The sequence below is a fragment of the Bordetella sp. BOR01 genome (assembly GCF_019218885.1).
GTDB lineage: Bacteria > Pseudomonadota > Gammaproteobacteria > Burkholderiales > Burkholderiaceae_B > Bordetella_A.
In genome coordinates, this window is sequence record NZ_JAHUWT010000005.1 from 304,677 (window position 1) to 329,483 (window position 24,807).

At 67.7% G+C, this 24,807-nt stretch carries 18 protein-coding genes; 2 read left to right on the forward strand and 16 right to left on the reverse strand.

Annotation, left to right across the window (positions count from 1 at the left end; translation table 11 throughout):
• Positions 1-24: 24 nt before the first annotated feature.
• The 13 genes from KW845_RS26835 to KW845_RS26895 form a co-directional block, all read right to left on the reverse strand.
• On the reverse strand, positions 25-2,103 hold the full coding sequence (locus KW845_RS26835; RefSeq protein WP_218372449.1) for an acetate--CoA ligase family protein: 2,079 nt from the start codon (positions 2,101-2,103) through the stop codon (positions 25-27).
• Positions 2,104-2,106: 3 nt separating this feature from the next.
• The gene (locus KW845_RS26840) at positions 2,107-2,919 is read right to left on the reverse strand and encodes an enoyl-CoA hydratase/isomerase family protein (RefSeq protein WP_218372450.1); all 813 of its coding nucleotides are present in this window, start codon (positions 2,917-2,919) and stop codon (positions 2,107-2,109) included.
• A gap of 31 nt (positions 2,920-2,950) precedes the next feature.
• A complete protein-coding gene (locus KW845_RS26845; protein WP_218372451.1) occupies positions 2,951-3,949 on the reverse strand; it encodes a tripartite tricarboxylate transporter substrate binding protein in 999 nt (332 codons plus the stop codon).
• A 114-nt stretch (positions 3,950-4,063) separates the two neighbouring features.
• Positions 4,064-4,972, reverse strand: coding sequence for a LysR substrate-binding domain-containing protein (locus KW845_RS26850; protein WP_218372452.1), 909 nt, complete (start codon positions 4,970-4,972; stop codon positions 4,064-4,066).
• Positions 4,973-5,044: 72 nt separating this feature from the next.
• Positions 5,045-6,712 carry an AMP-binding protein gene (locus KW845_RS26855; RefSeq protein ID WP_218372453.1) on the reverse strand — a complete coding sequence of 556 codons (1,668 nt, stop codon included), beginning with the start codon at positions 6,710-6,712 and terminating at the stop codon, positions 5,045-5,047.
• A 22-nt stretch (positions 6,713-6,734) separates the two neighbouring features.
• Positions 6,735-7,235, reverse strand: coding sequence for a DUF4442 domain-containing protein (locus tag KW845_RS26860; RefSeq protein ID WP_255592995.1), 501 nt, complete (start codon positions 7,233-7,235; stop codon positions 6,735-6,737).
• 61 nt (positions 7,236-7,296) lie between these two features.
• Positions 7,297-8,493: an acetyl-CoA C-acyltransferase gene (locus tag KW845_RS26865; protein WP_218372455.1), complete on the reverse strand. Its 1,197-nt coding sequence runs from the start codon at positions 8,491-8,493 to the stop codon at positions 7,297-7,299.
• A 12-nt stretch (positions 8,494-8,505) separates the two neighbouring features.
• Positions 8,506-10,899 (reverse strand): 3-hydroxyacyl-CoA dehydrogenase NAD-binding domain-containing protein, encoded by a 2,394-nt coding sequence (locus KW845_RS26870; protein WP_218372456.1) that lies wholly within the window; start codon positions 10,897-10,899, stop codon positions 8,506-8,508.
• 82 nt (positions 10,900-10,981) lie between these two features.
• Positions 10,982-12,271, reverse strand: a complete 1,290-nt coding sequence (locus tag KW845_RS26875; RefSeq protein WP_218372457.1) for an OmpP1/FadL family transporter — start codon at positions 12,269-12,271, stop codon at positions 10,982-10,984.
• 48 nt (positions 12,272-12,319) lie between these two features.
• Positions 12,320-14,299: a 3-hydroxyacyl-CoA dehydrogenase NAD-binding domain-containing protein gene (locus KW845_RS26880; protein ID WP_218372458.1), complete on the reverse strand. Its 1,980-nt coding sequence runs from the start codon at positions 14,297-14,299 to the stop codon at positions 12,320-12,322.
• The gene (locus KW845_RS26885) at positions 14,296-15,585 is read right to left on the reverse strand and encodes an acetyl-CoA C-acetyltransferase (protein WP_218372459.1); all 1,290 of its coding nucleotides are present in this window, start codon (positions 15,583-15,585) and stop codon (positions 14,296-14,298) included. The genes KW845_RS26880 and KW845_RS26885 overlap by 4 nt, the downstream gene beginning before the upstream one ends.
• 9 nt (positions 15,586-15,594) lie before the next feature.
• Positions 15,595-17,976: an acyl-CoA dehydrogenase gene (locus KW845_RS26890; RefSeq protein ID WP_218372460.1), complete on the reverse strand. Its 2,382-nt coding sequence runs from the start codon at positions 17,974-17,976 to the stop codon at positions 15,595-15,597.
• Positions 17,977-18,010: 34 nt separating this feature from the next.
• Positions 18,011-18,682 carry a TetR/AcrR family transcriptional regulator gene (locus KW845_RS26895; protein WP_218372461.1) on the reverse strand — a complete coding sequence of 224 codons (672 nt, stop codon included), beginning with the start codon at positions 18,680-18,682 and terminating at the stop codon, positions 18,011-18,013.
• A 281-nt stretch (positions 18,683-18,963) separates the two neighbouring features.
• On the opposite strand from KW845_RS26895, the gene epsC reads away from it, so the two are divergent.
• Both epsC and KW845_RS26905 read left to right on the forward strand, forming a co-directional pair.
• The gene (gene epsC, locus KW845_RS26900; protein ID WP_218372462.1) at positions 18,964-19,920 is read left to right on the forward strand and encodes a serine O-acetyltransferase EpsC; all 957 of its coding nucleotides are present in this window, start codon (positions 18,964-18,966) and stop codon (positions 19,918-19,920) included.
• A 14-nt stretch (positions 19,921-19,934) separates the two neighbouring features.
• Complete coding sequence (locus tag KW845_RS26905) at positions 19,935-20,816, forward strand: NAD-dependent protein deacetylase (protein ID WP_218372463.1); 882 nt, start codon at positions 19,935-19,937, stop codon at positions 20,814-20,816.
• 96 nt (positions 20,817-20,912) lie between these two features.
• Here KW845_RS26905 and KW845_RS26910 read toward each other — a convergent pair whose 3' ends face one another.
• From KW845_RS26910 to KW845_RS26920, 3 genes are all read right to left on the reverse strand, one after another.
• Positions 20,913-21,761: an inositol monophosphatase family protein gene (locus tag KW845_RS26910; protein WP_218372464.1), complete on the reverse strand. Its 849-nt coding sequence runs from the start codon at positions 21,759-21,761 to the stop codon at positions 20,913-20,915.
• 88 nt (positions 21,762-21,849) lie between these two features.
• Positions 21,850-23,319, reverse strand: a complete 1,470-nt coding sequence (locus tag KW845_RS26915) for an NAD-dependent succinate-semialdehyde dehydrogenase (RefSeq protein ID WP_218372465.1) — start codon at positions 23,317-23,319, stop codon at positions 21,850-21,852.
• A gap of 94 nt (positions 23,320-23,413) precedes the next feature.
• A complete protein-coding gene (locus tag KW845_RS26920; RefSeq protein ID WP_218372466.1) occupies positions 23,414-24,679 on the reverse strand; it encodes a 4-aminobutyrate--2-oxoglutarate transaminase in 1,266 nt (421 codons plus the stop codon).
• Positions 24,680-24,807: the final 128 nt, after the last annotated feature.

Below are 24,807 nucleotides of genomic sequence, written 5' to 3' on the forward strand. Positions count from 1 at the left end.
ACCTGGCAAACGATTTACGCACGGCTACCGCACTATCACCACCCCATCAGCCGCCTTCACCCCTTGCCCCGCCGGCATCACGAACAACGGGTTGATCTCGGCTTCGTCCAGTTGCGCGTCCAGTTCGGCCGCCATCGTGGCAAAGGCCATGATGGCGTCGACCAGCGCGGGGACGTCGGCCCGTGGCCGCCCGCGGTAGCCGTCGAGCAGGGGCCAGGTCTTCAGGCTGCGTACCATGTCTTCGGCATCGGCGCGGGTCAGCGGCAGCAGGCGCAGTTCCGTATCGTTGAACAACTCCGCCGCCACGCCCCCCATGCCCAGCAGTATGGATGGGCCCAGTTGCGGGTCGCGGTGAAAGCCCAGGATCATTTCGGTGCCGCCGGCCACCATTTCTTGTACCAGCAGGCCTTCAAGCGGCGCAGCGGTGGCGGCCTGCACGGTTTGCAGCATGGCCTGGCCGCGCGCGGCCACGTCGGCCGCCGGCACGCCGACCGCCACGCCGCCGATGTCGCTCTTGTGCGCCAGGTGCCGCGACAGTACCTTCAGCACGACCCTGTCGCCCAGCGCGGGCGCGGCTGCGGCGGCCGCAGCGGAGGTGGCCGCCACGGTCTCGCGCACCGAGGCGATGCCGAACGACGCGAACAAGGCCTTGCTGTCGGCTTCGTTCAAGGGGCCGGCCGGCAAGGCGCGCGCGTCGTCGCGTACGGCCTGGGGCGTGGCGGCGGGTTGCGCCTGGGCTGCTGCTTCCTGCGCCAGCATGGCCGAGAAGGCCGCCGCGCAGCTTTCGGGAGCGGCGAAGGCGGGTATGCCCTGGCGATTCAGGTCGGCCAGAATGTGCGGCGCGTGCGGGCTGACATACACCAGCACGGGCTTGCCGCTCTTTTTCAGGCAATCGCCCACCGCGGAAGAGACCAGGGTGGGATGCTGCAATGACGAAGAACCGGCAACCACCACGGCGCCGTCATAAGATGGGCTGGCCAGCAGCGTGTCGATGGCGCCGCGCAGCAGGTCGGGCTTCAGGCCCGCCAGGGTCAGGTCGATGGGGTTGCGGCTCAGCACGGCCTCGTCGCCGCTTTGCAGCGCATCCAGGCGCGCGGCCGTATCGGCATCGGGGGCGGGCGTGTCCAGCCCGGCCAGGCCGCAGCTATCGGCCACCAGCGTACCCGCGCCGCCGGTCGAGGTCAGGATGGCGATGCGCTTGCCGGCCAGGCGCCGGCCGGTGCACAGCGCGGCCGGGATATCGAGCAGGTCGGCAAAGGTTTGTGCGCGGATGACGCCGCACTGGGCAAACAGCGCGTCGTACAGCCGGTCGGCGCCCGCCAGGGCTCCGGTGTGCGATACCGCCGAGCGTGCGCCCGATTCTGAACGGCCCACCTTGAACGCCACCAGCGGCTTGCCCAGCTGCGCGGCGCGCTGCGCGGCCGCGCGGAAGGCGGCCGGCTTGCGCAAGCCTTCAATGTACAGCGCGATGACCGACGTCGCGGGATCGTCGAGCAGGATGTCGATGAAATCCGCCACGTCCAGGTCGGCTTCATTGCCGGTGGACACCAGCTTCGAGAAACCGATGCCGCGGCTGGCGGCGCGCGACAGCATGGCGCCCAGCACGCCTCCGCTTTGCGACACCACGGCGATCGAGCCGGTGCGCAGGTCATCCATTTCCAGCGCGCCGGTGGCCGACAGGGTGATGCCGTCGGTCAGGTTGACCAGGCCGATGGTATTGGGCCCCAGCAAAGGCATGCTGCCAGCCGCCTCGCGCAAGGCCTGCTGGCGGCCCGCCCCCGCGGCGCCGGTTTCCTGGAAGCCGCTGGCCAGCACGATGGCGGCGCCCGCGCCGCGCTGCGCGAGCTCGCCGACCGCCTGCACGGCGCGGCTGGCGCCCAGCAGCACCAGGCCCACATCCGGCGCATCCGGCAGCGCGGCGATATCGGAATAACAGGGCAGCCCGGCGATGGTGTCATTGCGCGGGTTCACCGGATAGATGCGGCCGGTGTAGCCGTGCTTCTGCAGGTAGGCGATAGGGCGGCCGGCGGTCTTGGCCGCATCGGACGAGGCGCCAATGACGGCAACGCTGCGCGGGCGCAGCAGGCGATCGAGCTGGCGCATGTGCTACCCCTTGGACGCGGTCTTGGCCAGGAACGCCGCCACCGAGGCGCGGTGTTCCGCCGTGCTGTAGCACATGGCCTGGGCCTGGCTGCTCATGGCGAACGACTGTTCGGCGCTGAGTTCGTAGGTCTGGTTCAACTGGGTCTTGGCCAATGCCAGCGCGGCGGCCGATCCATGCGACAGTTCCGCCGCCCAGGCGCGCGCCTGCACCAGCAGGGCCTCGGGTGCGGCGACGCGGTCGATCATGCCTATCGCCAAGGCTTCGTCGGCCGCCACGCGGCGGCCCGAGAAGATCAGTTCCTTGGCGCGCGCCAGGCCTACGCGGCGCGGCAGGAAATACATGCCGCCGCCATCCGGGATCAGGCCGCGATGGATGTAGGTCATCGACAATGGCGCGTTATCGGCGGCGATGACAAAGTCGCACGACAGCGCCATGTCGCAACCCAGGCCGGCCGCCGCGCCGTTGACCGCGGCGATGGTGGGCTTGGGCAGCTTGAACAGCGCGGTGAGCGCATGATGGGTGCGTTGCTGGCGGGTCCAGCCATTGAACGCTACATCGCCCGCCGGCGCGTCCAGGCGGGCTTTCATGCCCTTGATATCGCCGCCGGCGCAGAAGGCCTTGCCGGCGCCCGTGACGACCAGGGCGCGTATGGCGGGGTCGCGCGCGGCGCGGTCCAGCGCATCCAGCAATTCGGTGCGCATGGCGTCGTCGATGGCGTTGCGCACGGCGGGGCGGTTCAACGTCAGCACGCCGATACCATCTTGCACGTCAAGCAGGATGGCGGTGGGCAAAGAGGAAGTATCAGTCGATGTCATGGTCGATGGCAGGTAAGGGGCAACAAGGGTTTCAGTTCTGCTGCAGGTGGGCGTCGCGCACGACCTGGCTCCAGCGCTTTTCTTCGGCATCGACGTAGCGCGCAAGTTGGTCGGGCTGGCCCACGTCGACCATCAGGCCCTCGTCGGCCACCCGCTGCTGGAAAGCGGGCGATTGCACGGCCTTGGCCACCGATGCGTTCAGGCGCTGCACGACCGCGTCCGGGGTATTGGCCGGCGCATACAGGCCGTACCAGCTTTCTGCCTGGTAGCCCGGCACGCCGGCTTCGGCCACGGTGGGCAGATCGGGAAAGGCCGGCGAGCGCGTGGCCGACGTTACCGCCAGGGCGCGCAGCGTGCCGTTCTTGATGTGCGACGCAACACTGGCCACGGTGGTGAACATCAGGTCGATCTGGCCGCCGATCAGGTCGTTCAGTGCCGGCGCGCTGCCTTTGTAGGGCACATGCACCAGGTCGACCTTGGCCAGGGACTTGAACAGTTCGCCCGCCAGATGCGCCGAGGTGCCGTTGCCGAACGAGCCATAGTTCAGCTTGCCCGGATTGGCGCGCGCGTAGTCCAGCAGTTGCTGGACGTTCTTGAAAGGCGTCTTGGGGTTGACCACCAGCACATTGGGCGAATGCGCCACCAGGGCTACCGGGGCGAACGCGCGCTTGGTGTCGAACGGCAGGTCTTTGTGCAGCGACGGGTTCACGGCATGCGCGAAGGTGGCCATGACCAGGGTGTAGCCGTCGGGCTCGCTGCGGGCCACGAACTGCGTGCCGATGACGGTGCCGGCACCCGGGCGGTTCTCGACGATGACGGTCTGGCCCAGGTCTTTGCCCATGCCTTCGGCCAGCGTGCGTGCAATGTTGTCAGTGCCGCCGCCGGGGGCAAAGGGCACGACCAGCGTCACCGGCCGTTCGGGGAAAGCGGCGTGGGCGGGCGCGGCCCCCATGGCCAGCGCGGCGGCCAGCCCCAGCGTCAACAGGCTGCGTGCGGCGCGGGCATGCGCCAGGATAGATGAAGCGGACATGATGGCTGTCTCCGGTTTTCTCGTTGGGTTCCATCTCAAAGGTGGAACTGCAGCGAAATTGTGGGACAGCGGGGCCAGGACGGACAATCAACAATTTATCCACCCTAGCCCAACTTATTGTTGGGCATCGACCGTCGGGTGGGACAAAATGTCCAGCAGCCACGCGCGGAAGATGCGCAAGGCCGGCGATTCGGGACGGCCCTTGGGGCGCACCAGGTAATAGCCGTCCTGCAGGGTGTGAGTCAGCGCGAAAGGCGCCACCAGGGCGCCCGATGCCAGGTAGCGTCCCACCAGCGCGCGGATGCCGATGGCACAGCCCACGCCCTGGATGGCAGCCTCGTAGGCCATGGCGGAGTTCTCGAACTTCAGCACTCGCAAGCCCACGGTATCGTCATGCCCGGCCGCATACAGCCAGGCGGCCCAGTCGTCGGGCCGGGCCAGCGAATGCAGCAGGGTGATGCGGCGCAGGTCGCCGGCACGGCGCAGGCCACCCGCCGATTTCAGCAGGCGCGGGCTGATCACCGGCAGCAATTCGATGGGTGCCAGGAAGTCGCTTTCATAATCGGGCCAGCGGCCGGCGCCCGAACGAATGGCGGCATCCAGGTCTTGGTGGTCGAAGTCCACGGCCTGGGTCGAAGCCGACAGGCGCACCTCGATACCGGGGTATTTTTCATGAAAGTGCGACAACAGCGGGATCAGGCCATGCTGCGCGAAGGTGGTGTAGGCCTGGATGGCCAGCACGTCGGGGCGATTGCGCCGGCTGACCAGCGCGGCGGCATGCGATATTTCATCGAAGGCGCGGCCCACCGACGGATATAGCCGCGCGCCCGCGTCGGTCAGCTGGATAGAGCGTGGCCCGCGCGCGAACAGTTCGACGCCCAGGTAGTCTTCCAGCACGCGGACCTGGCGGCTGATCGCAACCTGCGTGACACTGAGTTCTTCGGCGGCCAGCGTAAAGCTGAGCAGCCGCGCAGAAGCCTCGAAGGCTCGCAGCGGATTCAGGGGGACGGGGACGCGTTTCATCTGCGAGACAGCGAGGGGGGAATAAGCATATTAAGCCGCGAAGGTGCATCCTAGCCAGGACCCTTGCGCGCCTCAGGATGCCGGCGGGGTTCTGAGTTCGCGGCGCAGGATCTTGCCGACCGGCGTACGGGGCAGGTCTTCCCGGAATTCCACGTGGCGGGGCACTTTGTATCCGGTCAGGTGCTGGCGGCAATGGGCGATCAGGGTCTGGGCATCCAGGGTGGGGTCGCGGCGTATGACGAACAGCTTCACGGCTTCGCCGGACCGCTCGTCGGGTACGCCTATCGCCGCCACCTCGCGCACCCCCGGGTGCAGGGCGGCGGCATCTTCGACTTCGTTGGGGTAGACGTTGAAGCCGGACACCAGGATCAGGTCTTTCTTGCGGTCTACCAGGAACACATAGCCGCGTTCGTCCACGTAGCCCATGTCGCCGGTGCGCAGGAAGCCGTCGGGGTGGAACACCAGCGCCGTTTCATCGGGCCGGTTCCAGTAGCCCGACATCACTTGCGGGCCGCGTACACAAAGTTCGCCTGTTTCGCCCAGGGGCAGCTCGCGGCCGTCATCGTCGCGTACCGATAGATCGGTCGATGGCACGGGCAGGCCGATCGACCCGGTGAACGTCTCGACATCCAGGGGATTGATGGTGACCGCCGGCGCGGTTTCGGTCAGCCCGTAGGCCTGCGCCAGCGCTATGCCGGTGACCTCGCGCCAGCGCTGCGCGACGGCACGCTGCACTGCCATGCCGCCGCCCATGGTCAGGCGCAGCCGGGAAAAATCCAGCTTGGCGAAGTCGGGATGGTTGAGCAGGGCGCAGAACAGCGTATTCACGCCCGTGATGGCGCTGAAGGGTGTCTTGCGCATGGCCTTGATGAAGGCAGGCAGGTCGCGTGGATCGAGAATCAGCAGGTTGCGCGCGCCCAGCTTCAGGAAGGTCAGGCAATTGGCGGTCAGGGCGAACACATGATAAAGCGGCAGCGCGGTGACCACGCATTCTTCGCCTTCGCGCACCAGCCCGCGCACCCAGGCGTGCGCCTGGCACAGGTTGGCGAGCATGTTGCCGTGCGTCAGCACCGCGGCCTTGGCAACGCCGGTGGTGCCACCGGTGTACTGCAGGAAGGCCGGGTCGGCGCGCGTCAGCGCGGGCGCCTGCAGCGGCATGCCATGGCCCGTATCCAGTGCATGGCGCAGGCGCACCGAGCCGGGCAGCGACCAGGCCGGCACCTTGCGCTTCACATGGCGTACCGCGAAATCGATGGCACGCCCTTTCAGCGGCCCCAGCAGTTCGCCCACCGAGGTGGCCACGATATGCCGCAGCGCCGTGCGCGGCAGGGCCCGCTGCAGGGTATGGGCGAAGTTCTCGGCGATGACGATGGCCTGCGCACCCGAATCGGCCAACTGGTGGGCCAGTTCGTGCGCGGTGTAGAGCGGATTGCAGCTGACCACCGCGCAGCCGGCGCGCAAGGCGCCGAACAGGCACACCGGGTACTGCAGCAAGTTGGGCAGCATCAGCGCGACCCTGTCGCCTTGCCGCAGGCCGCGCGATTGCAGCCAGGCCGCGAAGTCGCGCGACAGGCGGTCCAATTGCGCATAGGTGATGGTGGTGCCCAGGCTGGTGTAGGCCGGCCGGTCGGCGAAGCGCCGGCAACTATCGTCAAGGACATCCAGCAGCGAGCTGTAGGGCGAAATATCGATGTCGGCCGGGATGCCGGGGGGATAGCTGTCGAGCCAGATGCGTTCCATATCGTCGTCCACGCTGGCCCGTTCAGGCGTCGGGCGTTGCGCCGCCATCTGCACGGGCATCGTCCGGCACGCTGCCGCGGGCCTTGGTTTTGTAGAACTGCTTGTCGGCGATATACACCGTGCGCTCGACCACGGCGTACACCACGCCATTGTCGTCCTTGAGTTCCACCACATACACCCGGATGGTTTCATGCTGGCGCGCCAGCTCGGCCCGGATGGCCGCGATATCGGCGCGGTCGATGCGGAAGTCGGCGTACAGCGTTCCGTAGGCCGGCTTGCGGTAGCGGATGGTGGCCGCCTTGTCCCACACGATGGTATCGGCCCCCAAGGCCGACATCAACAGGGTGGGGTGGGCGCCATCGGTAACGGCAAACAGCGATCCGCCGTACATCGACCCGACGATGTTGCGCGTGCGCCTGACTAGCGGCAACCGGATGCGCAGGTGCAGGAAGTCGGGCGACAGGTGCGTGACCCGCCCGCCGGTGGCCCGGAAGGCGGGGTGCAGGTTGAAACCCATCCTCATCAACCGGGCCCGCCACGCCGGCGGCAGGTTCTTGAACCAGTACGGCTTCACGGCGCGGGCGCTACAGCGCCTCGAAGATGCCGGCCGCGCCCATGCCCGTGCCCACGCACATGGTGACCATGCCGTATTTGCCGCCGGTGCGGCGCAGGCCGTGTACCAGCGTGGCAGTGCGGATGGCGCCGGTGGCGCCCAGCGGATGGCCCAGTGCGATAGCGCCGCCCAGGGGGTTGACGCGGGCGGGGTCCAGGCCCAGGTCGCGCATCACGGCCAGCGATTGCGCCGCGAAGGCTTCGTTCAGTTCGATCCAGTCGAGCTCGTGCTGGGCGATGCCAGCCGCGGCCAGGGCCTTGGGTATGGCCATCTTCGGGCCGATGCCCATGATCTGCGGCGGCACGCCGGCCACCGAGAAGCCGACAAAGCGCGCCAGCGGCACCAGGTTCAGTTCGCGCAGCACGCGCTCGGACACCAGAATGACCGCAGCCGCGCCATCGGACATCTGCGAACTGTTGCCCGCGGTGACCGAGCCGCGCGCGGCGAACACCGGCCTGAGCTTGGCCAGCGCTTCGGCGCTGGTGTCCGGGCGCGGCCCTTCGTCGTGCTCGGACAGCCGTTCGACGGCACGCACCGCGCCGGCCTCGCCAGGCAGATGGTTGACGACCTGGTAGGGCGTGATTTCCGCATCGAAGTGTCCGGCGGCTATGGCTACGCAGGCCTTCTGGTGCGAGGCCAGCGCGAAGGCGTCCTGGTCTTCGCGCGACACCTTCCATTGCTCGGCGACTTTCTCGCCGGTCAGGCCCATGCCGAAGGCCATGCCCAGGTTCTCGTCGTGCGCGAAGATCTCGGGGTTGATGGCGACCTTGTTGCCCATGATCTGGGGCATGGCGCTCATGGACTCGGTGCCGGCGGCGATGATTACGTCGGCCGCGCCCAGGCGGATGCGGGCGGCGGCATCGGCCACCGCTTGCAGGCCCGACGCGCAGAAGCGGTTGACCGTCACGCCCGGCACATTGTCGGGCAGGCCGGCCAGCAGCAGGCTCATGCGCGCCACGTTCATGCCTTGCTCGGCCTCGGGCATGGCGCAGCCGGCGATCACGTCTTCCACGCGCGCCGGGTCCAGCGCCGGCACCTGCGCCAGCGCGGCGCGCAGCGCGGCGGCCAGCATGTCGTCGGGCCGCGTGCTGATATAGATGCCGTTGCGCTTGCCCACCGGCAGGCGGGTGGCGGCCACGATATAGGCGTCCTGGATCTGTTTGCTCATGGCGATTCCTTCTCAATTGCGCAGCGGTTTGCCGGTTTCAAGCGTGTGGCGGATGCGCGCCTGGGTTTCGGGCGTGCGCAGCAGCGCCACGAACTCGCGGCGTTCCACGGCCAGCAGCCATTCCTCGTCGACCCGGGTGCCCGCTTCGACCTCGCCCCCGCACAGCGCCACGGCGGCGCTGCGCGCCACCTGGTAGTCGTGCGCGCTGATCATGCCGCCTTCGCGCATGTTGACCAGCACCATCTCGCAATTGGCGATGCCGGTGCGGCCCGCCACCGGTATGCCTTGCGGCCGGGCGGGTGGCACGTGGCCGATATCGGCCGCCGCGCGGGCCTGGTGCAAAGCCACCCACAGTAGTTCATCGGGGTGGAACACCACCGCGTCGGTGGCCTGCGCGTAGCCCATGTCGATGGCATGCAGCGCGCTCTTGGCGACCTGTGCGGTGGCGATGTTCTGGAATACCGGCTGCAGGTACGGGAAGACTTCGGCGGGTGTTGCGGTGGCGGCCGCCAGGGTGGCGGCGCGCACGGCCAGCGCCTTGCTGCCGCCGCCGGCCGGCACCAGGCCCACACCGGCCTCGACCAGGCCGATATAGCTTTCCAGGGCCAGCACGCGATGGCTGCAATGCATCAGGAATTCGCAGCCACCGCCCAGCGCCATGCCCTGCACCGCGGCCACGGTGGGCACGCGGGCATAGCGCAGCGCCAGCGAGGCGCGCTGGAATTTTTCTACCGTGGCTTCCAGAAGGTCGAACTGGCCGGCCGCGCAGGCCTGCGCCACCTGTGCCAGGTTGGCGCCCACCGCAAACGGCGGTTCGTGCCACAGCACCAGGGCATCGAGCGCCTGTTCGCTATGTTGAACCGCCTGCATGACGCCATCGAGCACTTCGCTGCCGATGGTGTGCATCTTCGAGGTGAACGACAGGATGCCGATGCCGCCATCGACCTCGGGCAGATGCCACAGCCGTACGCCTTCGTTTTCCCACAGGGTGGTGCCGCGGGCTGCGGGCGGTTCGCCCACCAGGCGTTCGGGGAACAATTGGCGCGCATAGACGGGCAGGGCGGAACGCGGCTGCTGGCCCTGGTTGCGCGCGGAGTACGAGCCTTGCGCATCGTGCACGCCCGTGCGGCCGCTTTCCAGTGCCCAGGCCGGCAGCGGCGCCTGGCTCATGGCCTGGCCGGCGGCGATGTCTTCGGCCACGGCGGCCGCGATGGCCTGCCAGCCGGCCGCTTGCCAGGTTTCGAACGGGCCTTGTGCCCAGCCGAAGCCCCAGCGCATCGCCAGGTCGGCGTCGCGCGCATTATCCGCAATGTGTTCCAGCTGGAATGCGCTGTAGTGGAAGATGTCGCGGAACAGGCTCCACAGGAATTGGGCCTGGGGGTGCTGGCTGGCGCGCAATGCGGCAAAGCGCTGGGCGGCGTCGCGCTGCTTCAGGATGGCATCGACTTCGCCGGCCACGGCGCCGGCAGCGGGCCGGTAGTCGCCCGCGGCAGGGTCCAGTACCCGGATTTCCTTGCCCACTTTACGGTACACGCCGGCACCGTTTTTCTGCCCCAGCGCGCCGCGCTCGATCAGGGTGTCTAGCCAGGCCGGCAACTGGAAGTGCGCATGCCAGGGGTCCTGGGGCAGTTTGTCGCGCATCGTGCCGACTACATGGGCCAGCGTATCCAGGCCCACCACGTCGGCCGTACGATACGTGGCGCTCTTGGGCCGGCCGATCTTCGGGCCGGTCAGGGCATCGACCTCGTCGAAGCCCAGGCCCAGCCGTTCGGTATGGTGCAGGGCCGCCAGAATGGAGAACACGCCGATGCGGTTGGCGATGAAGTTGGGCGTGTCCAGCGCGCGGATGACGCCCTTGCCCAGCCGCGTGGTCAGCCAGCTTTCCAGGTGATCGAGCACGTCGGCCTGCGTATGCCGCGTCGCGATGAGTTCGACCAGCCGCATATAGCGCGGTGGATTGAAGAAATGCACGCCGCAGAAGCGCGCGCGCAAGGCCTGGGGCAGCGCATCGGCCAGTTCGCCGATCGACAGGCCCGAGGTGTTCGAGGCCAGGATGGCGCCGGGGGCCACGTGCGGCGCAATGCGCTCGTACAGCGCGGTTTTCCAGTCCATGCGCTCGGCGATGGCCTCGATGACCAGGTCGCAGCCGGCCAGGCGTTCCAGGTGGTCGTCGTAGTTGGCGGGCGTGATCAGCGCCAGGCGCGATGGGCTGGCCAGCGGGGCAGGCTCGAGCTTCTTCAGGCCGGCCAAAGCCTTGCCGGCGATGCCATTGCGGTCGCCTTCCTTGGCGGTAAGGTCGAACAGGATCACCGGCACGCCGGCGTTGGCCAGGTGGGCGGCGATCTGCGCGCCCATGACGCCGGCGCCCAGCACGGCGGCGTGTTTGACGTTGAACTTGCTGCTCAAAGCGGTCTCCTGTGTGGGCGGCGCGGTCCGCGGCCCGGGTGGGGCCGCGGATGGGCGCCGCAGGTCTGGCGCGCTGATGCGGTCAGAACCGGGTGGACACCTGGATGCCCAGGATGTTTCCCTTGCTGCTGTAGTCGCCCGATACACGCCCCTTGGTCAGGGCGTTGCCCGAATCGGTGTCGATGTCGGCATCGCGCAAGTACAGATAGGTATAGCCGACGTCGATGCGCGTGTCTTTGCTTGCCTGATACTGTACCCCCGTCGAGAACCACCAGCGATCGGTGTCGGGCAGCGCGGTGGGGCGATCGGACGGGTTGTGCACCGGGGATTGGTCCCAGGCCACGCCGAAGCGCCATTTCCATTTGGGTGCGAATTGGTAGTTGGCGCCCAGCGCCACGCGCCAGCTGTCGCGGAATTCGAGCGGCAGCGTGTCGGTGGGGCCGCCGTTGTTCTTGATCTTCAGTTCCGGAATGCTGCTCCAGCCTGTCCAGGAGATATCGCCCAGCAGTTCCCAGCGTTCGTTCAGCCGGTGCAGGCCGCTGAGAATGAGTGTGTCGGGCAGGTCTACCGAGGCCTTGGCGTCGTACGACAGCGACTGGCCCGGGGCGAAGCCGTCGATCTTGGTGTCACCCTTGGCGGTGTGCTTGATCTTGGACCGGTACGACAGGCCGATGCGGGTGTCTTCAGTGGGTTGCAGCATGACGCCCGCATTCCAGCCCCAGGCGTCGCCATCCAGGTTGAGGTCGGCATCGCCCGGCAGGAACGGCCCCATCGGCGAGATCGGCACCACCACTTTCTTGGTGTACTGCGCATCGATGTATTGGTAGTTCAGGCCAAAGCCCATCGAGAACTGGTCGTTGACCTTGTATGCCACCGAGGGATTGATGTTGACGGTCTTGATGTCGAACTTGGTGGAATGGTATTGGCCCACCCAGTTGTCGTCGTATTCGGTCATCAGGCCGAACGGGGCGCCCACGCCCAAGCCGACGAACCATTGTTCGTTCAGTTGCCACGAGAAATAGGCATTGGGCACCACGCCCAGGTTGCCCGCATCGCCGCCACTGCCGCCCAGGGGGGCGCCGCCGCCCAGGGCGGTGGGATTGCGGCTGTTGCCGTTGTCGCGGAACTTGAACGAGGGCAGGATCGCATTGACACCCGCCGATACATTGAGCCCCGGCAGGTAGGTCATGCCCGCCGGGTTGAAGTAGATGGTGCTGGCGTTTTCCGCCACGGCCGCCGAGCCCGCATACGCGTTGCCCAGGCCGCTGGCGTTTTGCTCTAGTAGCTGGAATCCCGCCGCGTGCGCGGTGCCCGCGACGCCGGCCGCGATGGTGGCCGATAGTGTGGTCAATGCCAACGATGCTTTGTTCATGCGTGTCTCCTCCAGAGGCGGGAAAAACGGGTGTCGCTGCGATGGTCGTTATGGATTATCTGGGGCTGCGGCAGCGCCGGGATGTACGGCGGACGGACTGGCCGTGGCGTAGTAGTGCAGCGGCCCGCCGGTAAAGGGGGCGAAGCCGGTGCCGAAGACCACGCCGGCGTCGGCCAGGTCGGCATCGGCCACCACGCCGTCGTCGACTTGCTGCCGGGTGCGGTCCACCAGCGGTTGCACCAGCCGTTGCGCCAGGCCTGGCGGCGGCGTGCCGGCGGTGTTCTTGCGTGCCTTGCCGTCTTGCCAGGTGTAAAAGCCGCGGCCTGTCTTGCGGCCCAGTTCGTCGCGCGCGATGCGGTCGGCCAGGCAGCGCGGCGGCTCGGCCTGGGCGGCAAGCTGGCGGCCGGCCGCCATGGCAATGTCCAGGCCGACGGTGTCGGCCAGTTCCAGCGGGCCCATGGGCATGCCGAAGTCGGTCATGGCGCGGTCGATGGTTTCGGGCGCCAGGCCTTCGTCGACGCAGCGCATGGCCTCGAGCAGGTAGGGCGCCAGTACCGCGTTGACCAGGAATCCCGGCGCGTCGCGCACCGGCAGGGGCAGCTTGCCAAGCTGGCCCACGAACGCGCAGGCGCGCGCCTGCGCGCCGAGTTCGTCGGGCCCGGCCTGCACGACTTCGACCAGCGGCATCCTGGCCACGGGGTTGAAGAAGTGGATGCCGATCAGCTGTCCCGGCTGCGCCAGCCCGTTGCGCAGCGTGGCCAGCGACAGGCTGGACGTGTTGGTGGCCAGCAGCGCGCCCGTTTTCATGCGCGGCTGCAGCGCGCGGTACAGCGCCTGCTTGGCCTCGACCTGCTCGGTGATGGCTTCGATGACCACATCGGCAAGCGCCACGCCCGCGCCATCCGGGTCGGGGATGAGACGGTCGGCGGCGGCACGCGCGACGCGCCGGTCTTTCAGCTTGCGTGCGTACAGGTCGGCGGCGCGCCCGATGGCGGGCGCAATGCGGGCCGCGTCCTGGTCTTGCAGGGTGACGGTCATGCCTTTCAACGCGCACCATGCGGCGATATCGCCACCCATGGTACCGGCGCCCACGACATGTACGCGGCCGACCGGCGCCATGCCGGTGGCCGGCTTGCCATTGGCCTTCAGGCGTTCCTGCAGGCGGAAGACGCGCAGCAGATTGCGAGCGGTGTCCGACGTAAGGATGCGCTGCACGACCTCGGGGGCGCGCAAGGCATTGCCGTCGTGCCGGGCCCACAGCGTGACAATGGCCGGTGCGGCCGGATAGTGTCCTTGCGGATCCTTGGCGGCGATCTGCCGGTGCGCGCGCCGCGCGACCAGCAGCTTCAGGGGCCAGCGATTCAACCAGCCCGCCACGCCGCGCGCGCGGCGCGGCGGCTTGCCGCTGCCCACGTGCTGGCGTGCCGCGGCATCGGCCAGGCGCGATGGCACGCGCGCGTCGACCAGGCCCAGGGCCGCGGCCCGGCGCGCATTGGCGGGACGGCCGGTAAGCATCATGTCCAGTGCCGCGGGTGCGCCGATCAGGGCGGGCAGCCGGCGCATGCCGCCCCAGCCGGGAAAGATGCCCAGCATCACTTCGGGCAGCGCCAGCGAGGTGCCGGGTTCGTCTATGGCCAGCCGGTAGCGGCAGGCCAGGGCCAGTTCCAGGCCTCCGCCCAGGCAGTGGCCCCGGATCAAGGCCAGGGTGGGGTAAGAGACGGCGGCCAGCCGGTTCAGCAGATGCCAGCCCCGTTCGACCAGCGCCTGCGCCTGCTGCGGCGTGGCAAGCTGGGCGAATTCGTCGACGTCGGCCCCGGCAATGAAGCCGGCGGCCTTGCCGGAACGGATGACCAGACCCGCGGGGGGATCGGCCTGCAAGGCGTCGAGTACGCCGGCCAGTTCGGCCATGACGTCGGCCGATAGCGCATTGACAGAGCTGCCGGCCCGATCGAGCGTCAGCCAGGCCAGGCCGTCGGGCTGGCGTTCAAGCTGCCAATGGCGCCAGGCGGAGGGCGTTGGGGTGTTCATGGGTTGGTCTCCGTCTCGACCAGCATCGCGCCGCCTTGTCCTCCGCCGATGCAGATGGCCGCCATGCCACGTTGCAAGCCGCGGGCCCGCAATGCCTGCAGCAAATGCAGCACGATGCGTGCACCGGATGCGCCTACCGGGTGGCCCAGCGCGATGGCACCGCCATCGACATTGAGGCGGTTCTGGTCCAGGGGGCCCCAGGCGCCGGAGCCCAGGTGTTCGCGGCAATAAGATTCATCTTCCCATGCGGCCAGACAGCCAAGTACCTGCGCGGCAAAGGCCTCGTTGATCTCCCACAAGTCCAGATCGTTCAGCGCCAGCCCGTGCCGCTGCAGGATGGGCGTGGCCGCGTGCACCGGCCCCAGGCCCATCTGCGCAGGATCCAGGCCGGCCCACTGCGAATCGACGATGCGCCCCAGCGGGCGCAGCTTCCAGCGCCGCACGGCGTCTTCGGACGCAAGCAGCAGCAGGGCGGCACCATCGGTGACCTGCGAACTGTTGCCGGCCGTGATATTGCCCCATGGTTTGTCGAATACCGGGCGCAGCTTGGCCAGGCGCTCGGGTGTGGAGTCGTCGCGTACCCCGTCATCGACGGGGTACAGCGTGCCGCGCGCGTCGATCAGCGGCACGATCTCGTGCAGCGCGCCCGCGACGCGGGCCGCCAGCACGCGTGTGTGGCTGCGCGCGGCATAGGCATCCATCGCGCTGCGGCTGATGCCGAAACGGGTGGCCAGGTTTTCCGCCGTCTGCCCCATCGACAGGCCCACGACTGGATCAGTCAGCCCTTTGAGCAATCCGATGACGGGCGCCAGGCCGCGCCACGGGAAGCCGCGTAGCGCGGCCAGCCGGGCGCCCGCGCCACGGGTGGTGCTCCAGCGTGCCAGCCAGCGCGTCATGTCGTCGGACACGAGCAGGGGCGCGCGCGACAGGGCGTCGACGCCGCCGGCCAGCACCAGCGAGGCGCGGCCGGTATGAATATTGGCGATGGCGGAGTCCAGCGCCTGCATGCCCGAAGCGCAGTTGCGCATGACGGTCCAGCCCGGTACGCGATGGCCGCAGCCCAGCCGCAAGGCGATGACCCGGCCGATATTGACTTCTTCGGGTGACGGCGCGGCGCATCCGACGATGACCTCGTCCAGGTCGCCTGGGGCGAAGGGCTGGCGCAGCAGCAGGGCGCGGCCCGCCTGTACGGCCAGGTCGGCCGCCGAGAACGGCCCCGGCGCGTTGCGCGCCTTCAGGAAGGGGCTGCGCGCACCGTCCACGACATAGATGGGGGCGTGTGCCATGGTGTTTCCTTAGCCTGGGATGCCGGACGGCATGAGGGTTTCCTGTGCGGCTTTGCGCTGCGCGCCGGGCTGCACGGCGCCGGTTACGCCGTAGTCGAACGGAAAATCATCGACCCGGATCACCTGGTCGCGCAGCGCATCGCGGCGCTTGATCTGTTCGTAGTCGTGGCGATCCAGACCGCCGGCGGCATAGGCCGCGTCTGCCAGGTCGCGCACATTGGCTTGCGGGTCGCCTGCCAGGGCGCCGGTTTTCTCGTAGGCACGCAGGCGGGCATCGGCTGCTTCAGCCGCCAGCGTCGCGGCCAGGGCAAGTTCCAGTGCGCCGACGGGTTCGTCGGCCGTGGCCGGCAAATGGCAACTGGCGGTAAGACGGTCGCGTGCGGCGCCAGGCTCGGTAAGCAGCCGGGCAACCTGTTGGCCAAGCAGATCGCAAGGTGCATGTTGCGGCGGTCCCCAAGGGAAAAGCAGGCGGCGTAGTCCCCAGCCTACAGAACGCTGGGGCAGGTTGTCCAGCACGCCGTTGAAAGCTTCTTGCAGCCGCTGCAGCGCATCTTGCAGCGACCAGTGCGCCAGCGGGGCATCGGCGGCTTGCCGTCCTTCGTCTTCGAAGCGCTTGAGCACCGCCGAGGCCAGGTACATTTGCGACAGGATATCGCCCAGCCGCGCCGACAGCCGCTCGCGGCGCTTCAGGCTGCCGCCCAGCAACGCCATCGACAGATCGGCCAGCAGGGCAAAGGCGCAGGCGTAGCGGGACAGTTGGCGGTAATAGCGATGCATGGCGGGTGCAGCGCCCGCCGGAGCCCGCACCAGGCGCGCGCCGGTCAGCGCGTGCCCCAGGGCGCGCATGCCGTTGCCGGCCACGAAGCCCACGTGGCGCCAGAAAGCCTGGTCGAAGGCCCGCAGCCCGCGCTGGGCATCGCTGTCGCCGGCGGCCTGCATTTCGGCCAGCACGTACGGATGGCAGCGGATCGCGCCCTGGCCGAAGATGATCAGGCTGCGCGTCAGGATGTTGGCACCTTCCACCGTGATCCCCACCGGCACTTGCTGGTAGGCGCGGCCGAGGAAGTTCGACGGGCCCAGGCAGATGCCCTTGCCGCCAATGACGTCCATGCCGTCGTTGACCACCTGGCGCGCGCGCTCGGTGATGTGGTACTTCACGATGGCCGATACCACCGAAGGTTTTTCACCCAGGTCGATGGCGCCCGAAGTCATGACGCGCGCGGCGTCCATCAGGTAAGTGTGGCCGCCGATGCGCGCCAGTGCTTCTTCCACGCCCTCGAAGCGGCCCACCGGCGTGCGGAACTGGCTGCGCACGCGCGCATAGGCGCCCACTGCGCGCGCCGTCAGCTGCGACATGCCGGTGTTCGATGCCGGCAGCGAGATCGAGCGTCCCGCGGCCAGGCATTCCATCAGCATGCGCCAGCCCTGGCCCGCCATGGCGGGGCCGCCGATGATGAAATCGAGCGGCATGAAGACATCGGTGCCGCGCGTGGGGCCGTTCATGAACATGGCGTTCAGCGGGAAATGGCGCCGGCCCGTTTCCACGCCGGGATGGTCGTGCGGCACCAGGGCGCAGGTAATGCCCAGGTCGGCCGCGCCACCCAGCAAGCCGTCCGGGTCGTACAGGCGGAACGCCAGGCCCAGCAGGGTGCACACCGGCGCCAGCGTGATGTAGCGCTTGTCCCAGGTGACTCGCATGCCCAGCACTTCGCGGCCTTGCCACATGCCCTTGCAGACGATGCCGCGGTCGGGAATGGCGGCCGCATCGGAGCCCGCCCACGGACTGGTCAGCGCGAAGGCCGGCACTTCTTCGCCGCGCGCCAGGCGGGGCAGGTAGTGGTTCTTCTGCTCGTCGGTGCCGTAGTGCAGCAGCAGTTCGGCCGGCCCCAGCGAGTTGGGCACCATTACCGATACGGCCAGCGCCGACGAACGGGTCGACAGGCGGGTGACGATCTGCGAATGCGCGTAAGCCGAGAAGCCCAGGCCGCCGTACTGGCGGGGAATGATCATGCCCAGGAAGCCGTTGCGCTTCAGGTATTCCCAGGTTTCGGCGGACAGGTCGTAGCGCTTCTGGGTGACATCCCAGTCGTCGACCAGGCGGCAGGCTTGTTCGACCTGGTCGTCCAGGAAGCGCTGTTCGGCGTCGGTCAGGCGCGGCCGGGGCAGGGCCAGCAGGCGGGCCCAGTCGGGGCGGCCGCGGAACAGTTCGCCTTCCCACCAGACCGTGCCGGCTTGCAGCGCGTCGCGCTCGGTGTCCGACATTGGTGGCAGCACCTTGCGGTAGGCATTGAACAGCGGCCGCGACAGCAGCGCGCGCCGCACCGGCCGCACGCCCAGCAGCACGGCGATCAGGGCCGCCACAATGCCCGCGGTAAGCAAGAAGCCACTCATGTTGTTGGGTCTCCGTAGTGCGAGGGTGACAAGGTCAGGGTTCTGGATGCTGGGGCAGCGGTGCCCGCAGGCCTCCCAGCAGGAAGCTCATCAGGCGCGGCAGCAGCCGTTCGGGGTCGTGCGCCTGTTCAGGGTCGTCCAGGCTCCAGCCCATGGCCAGGCGCAGCACCTCGGTGCCGACGATGGCGTACGAGGTGGCGCCCAGCATGAACTGGAAGCGCCAGATGACTTCGGCGCGCGGCACATCGGGCAAGGCCTTGAATAGCGCAGCCTGGTAGCGTTCCATGACGTCGGCATATTCCTCGGCCACCACGGCGCGGATGAAGCCCGTGGGGTCCGTCATGGTGCGTTCGAGCAGGGGCAGGAAATTCTTGCCGGCATGATCGGGGCTGGCAGCCAGGCGCAGCAGCGTGCCGAAGAACCCGTCGACGATCTGCGAGGCCTTGAGCGCCTGGCCGTCGGCCTGGGCCTCGAGTTCATCGAGCAGGCGCAGGCGTTCTTGATTCAGGATGGCCAGCCGGCGCTTCAGCACGGCCTGCACCAGGGCTTCCTTGGAGCCGAAGTGGTAGTTCACCGCCGCCAGGTTGACGCCGGCTTCGCTGGTGATCTGCCGCATCGACGTGCCGTCATGGCCCTGGCGGGCGAACAGCGCCTCGGCCGTGTCCAGGATGATTTCGCGAGTGGAGGGGGAACTGAGTTCGTTCATGGCCTGGATTCATTCAAACGTTCGTTTGAGTAGAATTATAGGCAGGCATCTTTTTCGTGCCAGCCCGCATTAACCCTATAAGACACGTACCCAGGGGGTGATTGCGGCAACTGGGTAACGGTGGCCAAAACCCCAATGCGAGCCGGGTTGGGCACGGCAAACCGTGGCCGAACGGTTACAGTTCAGGAATATTGCGCTGCGGCGAAATGCGGCGCAGCTTATTTGCAGAGGTTTGCCATGTCCGAATACACAGGGGCGGCCGCGGCCGCGGGGTTGCTGCCATGAATGACTCTTCCCACCTGCCGCCAGCGCACTGGAACCTGGATAGCATCGTATCGGGGCTGCGGTCGGCTCGCGTCGACTGGCGCGGCCCGCGCGGCCGCCTGCGTGAAGATGCCGGCGATCGCGAGTTTCCGTCGCAGGAAAGCCTGCGCGTCATCGTGCGGCAACTGTGCGGGGCGCTGTTTCCCATGCGCCTGGGCCCCATCGACCTGCGCGAGGAAGTCGAAGACTTCTACGTGGGGCACACCATAGGCTCGGCGCTCGATGCCTTGCTGCACCAGGTCTGCCTGGAATTGCACCATATGGGCCGCAATGCGCCCGAAGCCGAACCCGAGGCCAGCCTGCGCGCGCGCGGCGTGCAGATCGTGCGCCAATTCGGCGCCGCGCTGCCGCACGTGCGGCGCGCGCTCGACCTGGACGTCACCGCCGCCTACCAGGGCGATCCGGCCGCGCACAGCGTGGACGAAGTGCTGCTGTGCTATCCGGGCGTCAGCGCCATGATCCACCATCGCCTGGCCAGCGTGCTGTACAAGCTGGGCGTGCCCATGCTGGCGCGCATCGTGGCCGAGATCGCGCATGCCGACACCGGCATCGATATCCATCCGGGCGCCACCATTGGCAAGAGTTTCTTCATCGATCACGGTACCGGCGTGGTTATCGGCGAAACCGCCATCATCGGCGACCGCGTGCGCCTGTACCAGATGGTGACGCTGGGGGCCAAGCGCTTCCCGCCCGGCCAGAACGGCGAATTGAAGAAGGGCCTGCCGCGCCACCCCATCATCGAAGACGACGTGGTGATCTATGCCGGTGCCACCATCCTGGGGCGCGTCATCATCGGCCATGGCTCGACCATAGGCGGCAATGTCTGGCTGACGCGCAACGTGCCTCCCGAAAGCAACGTGACCCAGGCCAGCCTGGTCAGCGACACACCCGATTGCGGCCTGGGCGGCGCGTAGCAGGCGCGCGTCCCATGGACTCCTCGGCAGGCGTACCCGCTGCCCGGCCGGCCCGGGTGCCGGTCGCCCCGGACCTGCAGGCGCTGGGCGATTTCATCGATCGCCACTCGCGCCTGTTCGTCCTGACGGGCGCGGGCTGCAGCACCGGTTCGGGCATTCCCGATTACCGCGATGCCGACGGCCAGTGGAAGCGCAGCCCGCCCATCGATTTCCAGGCCTTCATGGGGCATGCCCATATGCGTGCGCGCTACTGGGCGCGCAGCACCGTGGGCTGGCGCCGTTTCGGCCATGTGCGCCCGAACGCCGCGCACCGCGCGTTGGCCGCGCTTGAGGCGCAGGGCCGCTTGGTCTTGCTGGTGACACAGAATGTCGATGGCCTGCACCAGGCCGCCGGCACGGGCAATGTGCTGGACCTGCATGGCCGGCTGGACGAAGTCCGTTGCATGCGCTGCGATTGGCGCGGCCCGCGGGCGGCCTGGCAGGCCGAGCTGGATGGTCGCAACCCCGGCTGGGCGGCGCTGGATGCCGCCGATGCGCCGGATGGCGATGCCGATCTGGAAGGTGTGGATTTCGCCAGCTTCGTGGTGCCCGCCTGTCCGCGCTGCGGCGGCATCGTCAAGCCTGACGTGGTGTTCTTCGGCGAAAGCATTCCTCCCGAGCGCGGCGTGCGCGCGCGCGCCGCGCTCGCCCAGGCCGATGCGGTGCTGGTGGTGGGCTCGTCGCTGATGGTGCATTCGGGCTACCGCTATGTGCGGGCCGCATCCGAAGACGGGCTGCCCATCGCGGCCCTGAACCTGGGCCGCACCCGCGCCGACGACTTGTTCAGCCTGAAGGTGTCCCGGCCCTGTGCTGAGGCACTGGATGCGCTGTATGGTCCTTTTGTCGCGCTACCGTGATCGTTCTAGGCAAGTGCTTGGCGCGATTGGTTTTTTTGCGGATGGCCCCAAGCTTTCCATAGGGTTGTCCACAGAAACTGGGGATAAGCCGGGCAGTCAGGGGGCAGGAAAGTCGTCGCCCATCAGGGCCCGGCGGGTGGCATGCCAACTGCCCACATCGGGGGCGTACAGCAGGCCGCCGCTACGGTGGGTGGGCTTGTAGGGGCTGGCATCGAAGTGGGCCGAGAAGCCGCCGGCTTCTCGGTGCAGCAGCCAGCCGGCTGCGTGGTCCCAGGGATCGAGCTTGTTGTACAGCATGACGTGGCAATGGCCGCTGGCCGCCATGCGGTATTCGTGCGCCGCACAGCGTAGCGATGCGGTGGCCCCCAGCGCAGCCAGGTTGCCGTTGACGGTGGCGCGCAGCGGCTCGGGCAGGAAGCCGGTAGCGATCAGGCCGTCCATTTCGTGGGGCGGCGCGGGCTGCGCCACTTTCAGCGGCGTTTGCGTGCCATCGCCAGCTTCGGACCAGGCCCCTTCGCCGCGCACCGCCATGGCCCAGTCGTGCGCGATGGGGTCGTAGATGATGCCGGCCAGCACGTCGCCGCGATGGCACACCGCGACCATCATGCCGAACAGCGGCAGCCCCGCCACGAAGTTGCGGGTGCCGTCGATGGGATCGATCAGGAAGGCCAGGTCGGCATCGACCAGCATGTTCAGCAGCGCCGGGTTACGCGCCGATGCTTCTTCGCCCACCATGATGGCGCCGGGATGCAGCTTGGCCAGGCGCGCCGCGATATAGCGTTCGGCGGCCTCGTCGGCGTCGGTGACGAGGTCGCGGGGTGAACTCTTGGTGTGTACGGCGTCGGCCGACAGCCGGCGAAAGCGCGGCATGACTTCAACCTGGGCAGCTTCGGCCAGGATCGCGGCAATGCGGCGCGTGTCTTCGCGGGTATAGGACTTGGTCATGCCGGGCTCTTCGGGAAGAGTCGCAAATCTAGCATGATTGTGTGTCAGGCACCCCAAGAGGGCGCCTGACACCTGCCGGATTGTTGGTTTACGCGCCCAGATCCACGCACAGGTACTTCAGTTCCAGGTATTCCTCGATGCCGTATTTCGAGCCTTCGCGGCCCAGGCCCGATTGCTTCACGCCGCCGAACGGGCCGACTTCGTTCGAGATGATGCCGGTGTTGATGCCCACGATGCCGTATTCCAGCGCTTCCGACACGCGCCATACGCGCGCATAGTCGCGCGTGTAGAAGTACGCGGCCAGCCCGAAGATGGTGTTGTTGGCCTGCTTGAGCACTTCTTCTTCGGTGTCGAACTTGAACAGCGGCGCCACCGGGCCGAAGGTTTCTTCGATGGCGAACCGCATCGAGGCGGTAACGTCGCGCACGATGGTGGGCTGGAAGAATGTGCCGCCCAGCGCATGCGGCTTGCCGCCGATGACGACCTTGGCGCCATGCTCGGTGGCGTCGGCAATGTGTTCCTGTACCTTGGCCACGGCGTTGCTGTCGATCAGCGGGCCCTGCACCACGCCGTCGGCAAAGCCGTCGCCCACTTTCATGGCCTCGACCTTGGCGGTCAGGCGCTTGACCAGGTCTTCGTAGACGCCCGCCTGGATATAGATGCGGTTGGCGCACACGCAGGTCTGGCCGGCATTGCGATACTTCGAGGCCAGGATGCCATCGACCGCGCGATCGAGGTCGGCATCGTCGAACACGATGAACGGCGCGTTGCCGCCCAGTTCCAGCGACAGCTTCTTGATGGTGGGGGCGCACTGTTCCATCAGCGTGCGGCCGACTTCGGTCGATCCGGTGAAGCTCAGCTTGCGCACCACGTCGCTTTCGCACAGCGCCGCGCCGATCTCGCGCGAACTGCCGGTAATGACATGGAACACGCCGGCCGGCACGCCCGCTTCTTCGGCCAGCACGGCCAGGGCCAGTGCGGTCAGCGGTGTCTGCTGGGCCGGCTTGACCACCATGGTGCAGCCTGCCGCCAGCGCCGGGCCGACCTTGCGGGTGATCATGGCCGCCGGGAAATTCCAGGGCGTGATGGCGGCAGTGACACCGATGGGCTGCTTGAGCACCATCAGGCGCTGGCCGGCCTTGGGGCTTTGCAGCACATCGCCGTCAATGCGCTTGGCTTCTTCGGAGAACCATTCCAGGAACGAGGCGGCGTAGGCGATTTCGCCGGCAGCCTCGGTAATGGGCTTGCCCTGTTCGGACGTCATGATGGTGGCCAGGTCTTGCTGGTTGGCCATCATCAACTGGGCCCATTTCAGCAGGATGGCGGCACGTTCCTTGCCGGTCTTGGCGGCCCAGGCGGGCAGGGCAGCCTCGGCGCTGGCGATGGCTTGTTCGGTTTCCTTGCGGCCCAGCTTGGGCACCGACACGATGGTCTTGCCGGTGGAGGGGTTGTCGACGGGAATGCTGGCGCCGTTGCCGGCGCCCACCCATTTGCCGTCGATGTAGCACGCGTCACGCAGCAGTTCGGCGCGCTTGAGCGATTGGGGCAATTGCGACATGAAGACTCCTTGATGGTGAAAGCGCGAAATGGCCACCGGCCGCGTACGCACCGCAATGGGCGCGCGCGGCCGGAAATCTTGCCGGAATGCAGTGCTAGGCGGTCAGGATATCGTCAAGGATGTCCATGGCCTTGGCGAACTGGTCGTCCGGGATGGTCAAGGGATACAGGAAGCGCAAGACGTTTCCGTACACACCGCAGCTTAGCAAAATCAGGCCGCGCTGGATTGCCTCATCCTGCACGCGCTTGACGGCAGCCGCGTCGGGCTGGCCGGTGGCGGGGTCGCGCAGTTCCAGTGCCACCATGGAGCCCAGGCCGCGCACGTCGGCAATGGCCGGGCAGCGCGGGCGCAGGCTGTTCAGGCGCTCTTGCAGGCGCTGGCCCAGTTCGGTGGCGCGCGCGCACAGTTTTTCTTCTTCGATGACATCCAGCACCGCATGCGCGGCGGCCACGGCCAGCGGGTTGCCGGCATAGGTGCCGCCCAGGCCGCCGGGGGCCGGGCCGTCCATGACCTCGGCGCGGCCCACCACGCCCGAGATCGGGAAGCCGCCGCCCAGGCTCTTGGCCATGGTGATCAGGTCGGCCTGGACGTCGTGGTGCTGCATGGCGAACAGCTTGCCGGTACGCGCGAAGCCGGTCTGCACTTCATCGGCGATCAGCATGATGCCGTGCTCGTCGCAGACCTTGCGCAGGGCCGTCATCAATTCGGGCGGCGTGATGTTGAAGCCGCCTTCGCCTTGTACCGGTTCGATGATGATGGCCGCCACGCGGCGCGGATCGATGTCGGACTTGAACAGCAGGTCCAGCGCCTTGAGCGAATCGGCCACGCTGATGTCTTGCGTGCCGTTGGGGAAGGGCACGTGGTAGATGTCGCCGGGCATGGGGCCGAACGCCAGCTTGTAGGGAGCCACCTTGCCCGTCAGTGCCATGCCCAGCATGGTGCGACCATGGAACGAGCCGCTGAACGCCACCACGCCCGAACGGCCCGTGTGGGCGCGCGCGATTTTCACGGCGTTTTCGACCGCTTCGACGCCGGTGGTGAAGAAGGCCGTCTTTTTCAGGCCGTTGATGGGGGCCAGCGCATTGACGCGCTCGGCCAGCGCCACATAGCTTTCGTACGGCACGATCTGGTAGGCCGTGTGCGTGAAGGCCTCGAGCTGTTCGGCGACGGCCGCCTTCACCTTGGGGTGGCGGTGGCCGGTGTTCAGCACGGCGATGCCGCCGGCGAAATCGATGTATTCCTTGCCGGTGCTGTCCCACAGCGTGGCGTTTTCCGCGCGTACGGCATAGAAGTCGCACATCACGCCCACGCCGCGCGGCGTGGCCAGCGAACGGCGGGTGTTCAAGTCTCGGTTCTGCATTTCAGCCTCGATGGCAATCGATGAATGCCGCATATGCGGCGGGAAGCCCCGGTGCCGCCAAAGCGGCACCTGCGATGGGTTTATTTAATGCTAAGATGGCTCCACTAATAAGAACCACTTTGGCAAAA

What these genes read in the sequence shown, in the direction of transcription:
- KW845_RS26890 (WP_218372460.1), bottom strand. Translation starts at nt 17,976, where the DNA reads ATGAGTGGCTTCTTGCTTACCGCGGGCATTGTGGCGGCCCTGATCGCC.
- KW845_RS26865 (WP_218372455.1), bottom strand. Translation starts at nt 8,493, where the DNA reads ATGAGCAAACAGATCCAGGACGCCTATATCGTGGCCGCCACCCGCCTG.
- KW845_RS26885 (WP_218372459.1), bottom strand. Translation starts at nt 15,585, where the DNA reads ATGGCACACGCCCCCATCTATGTCGTGGACGGTGCGCGCAGCCCCTTC.
- KW845_RS26905 (WP_218372463.1), top strand. Translation starts at nt 19,935, where the DNA reads ATGGACTCCTCGGCAGGCGTACCCGCTGCCCGGCCGGCCCGGGTGCCG.
- KW845_RS26840 (WP_218372450.1), bottom strand. Translation starts at nt 2,919, where the DNA reads ATGACATCGACTGATACTTCCTCTTTGCCCACCGCCATCCTGCTTGAC.
- KW845_RS26845 (WP_218372451.1), bottom strand. Translation starts at nt 3,949, where the DNA reads ATGTCCGCTTCATCTATCCTGGCGCATGCCCGCGCCGCACGCAGCCTG.
- KW845_RS26880 (WP_218372458.1), bottom strand. Translation starts at nt 14,299, where the DNA reads ATGAACACCCCAACGCCCTCCGCCTGGCGCCATTGGCAGCTTGAACGC.
- KW845_RS26920 (WP_218372466.1), bottom strand. Translation starts at nt 24,679, where the DNA reads ATGCAGAACCGAGACTTGAACACCCGCCGTTCGCTGGCCACGCCGCGC.
- KW845_RS26915 (WP_218372465.1), bottom strand. Translation starts at nt 23,319, where the DNA reads ATGTCGCAATTGCCCCAATCGCTCAAGCGCGCCGAACTGCTGCGTGAC.
- KW845_RS26895 (WP_218372461.1), bottom strand. Translation starts at nt 18,682, where the DNA reads ATGAACGAACTCAGTTCCCCCTCCACTCGCGAAATCATCCTGGACACG.
- KW845_RS26860 (WP_255592995.1), bottom strand. Translation starts at nt 7,235, where the DNA reads ATGAGGATGGGTTTCAACCTGCACCCCGCCTTCCGGGCCACCGGCGGG.
- KW845_RS26875 (WP_218372457.1), bottom strand. Translation starts at nt 12,271, where the DNA reads ATGAACAAAGCATCGTTGGCATTGACCACACTATCGGCCACCATCGCG.
- epsC (WP_218372462.1), top strand. Translation starts at nt 18,964, where the DNA reads ATGAATGACTCTTCCCACCTGCCGCCAGCGCACTGGAACCTGGATAGC.
- KW845_RS26855 (WP_218372453.1), bottom strand. Translation starts at nt 6,712, where the DNA reads ATGGAACGCATCTGGCTCGACAGCTATCCCCCCGGCATCCCGGCCGAC.
- KW845_RS26850 (WP_218372452.1), bottom strand. Translation starts at nt 4,972, where the DNA reads ATGAAACGCGTCCCCGTCCCCCTGAATCCGCTGCGAGCCTTCGAGGCT.
- KW845_RS26835 (WP_218372449.1), bottom strand. Translation starts at nt 2,103, where the DNA reads ATGCGCCAGCTCGATCGCCTGCTGCGCCCGCGCAGCGTTGCCGTCATT.
- KW845_RS26910 (WP_218372464.1), bottom strand. Translation starts at nt 21,761, where the DNA reads ATGACCAAGTCCTATACCCGCGAAGACACGCGCCGCATTGCCGCGATC.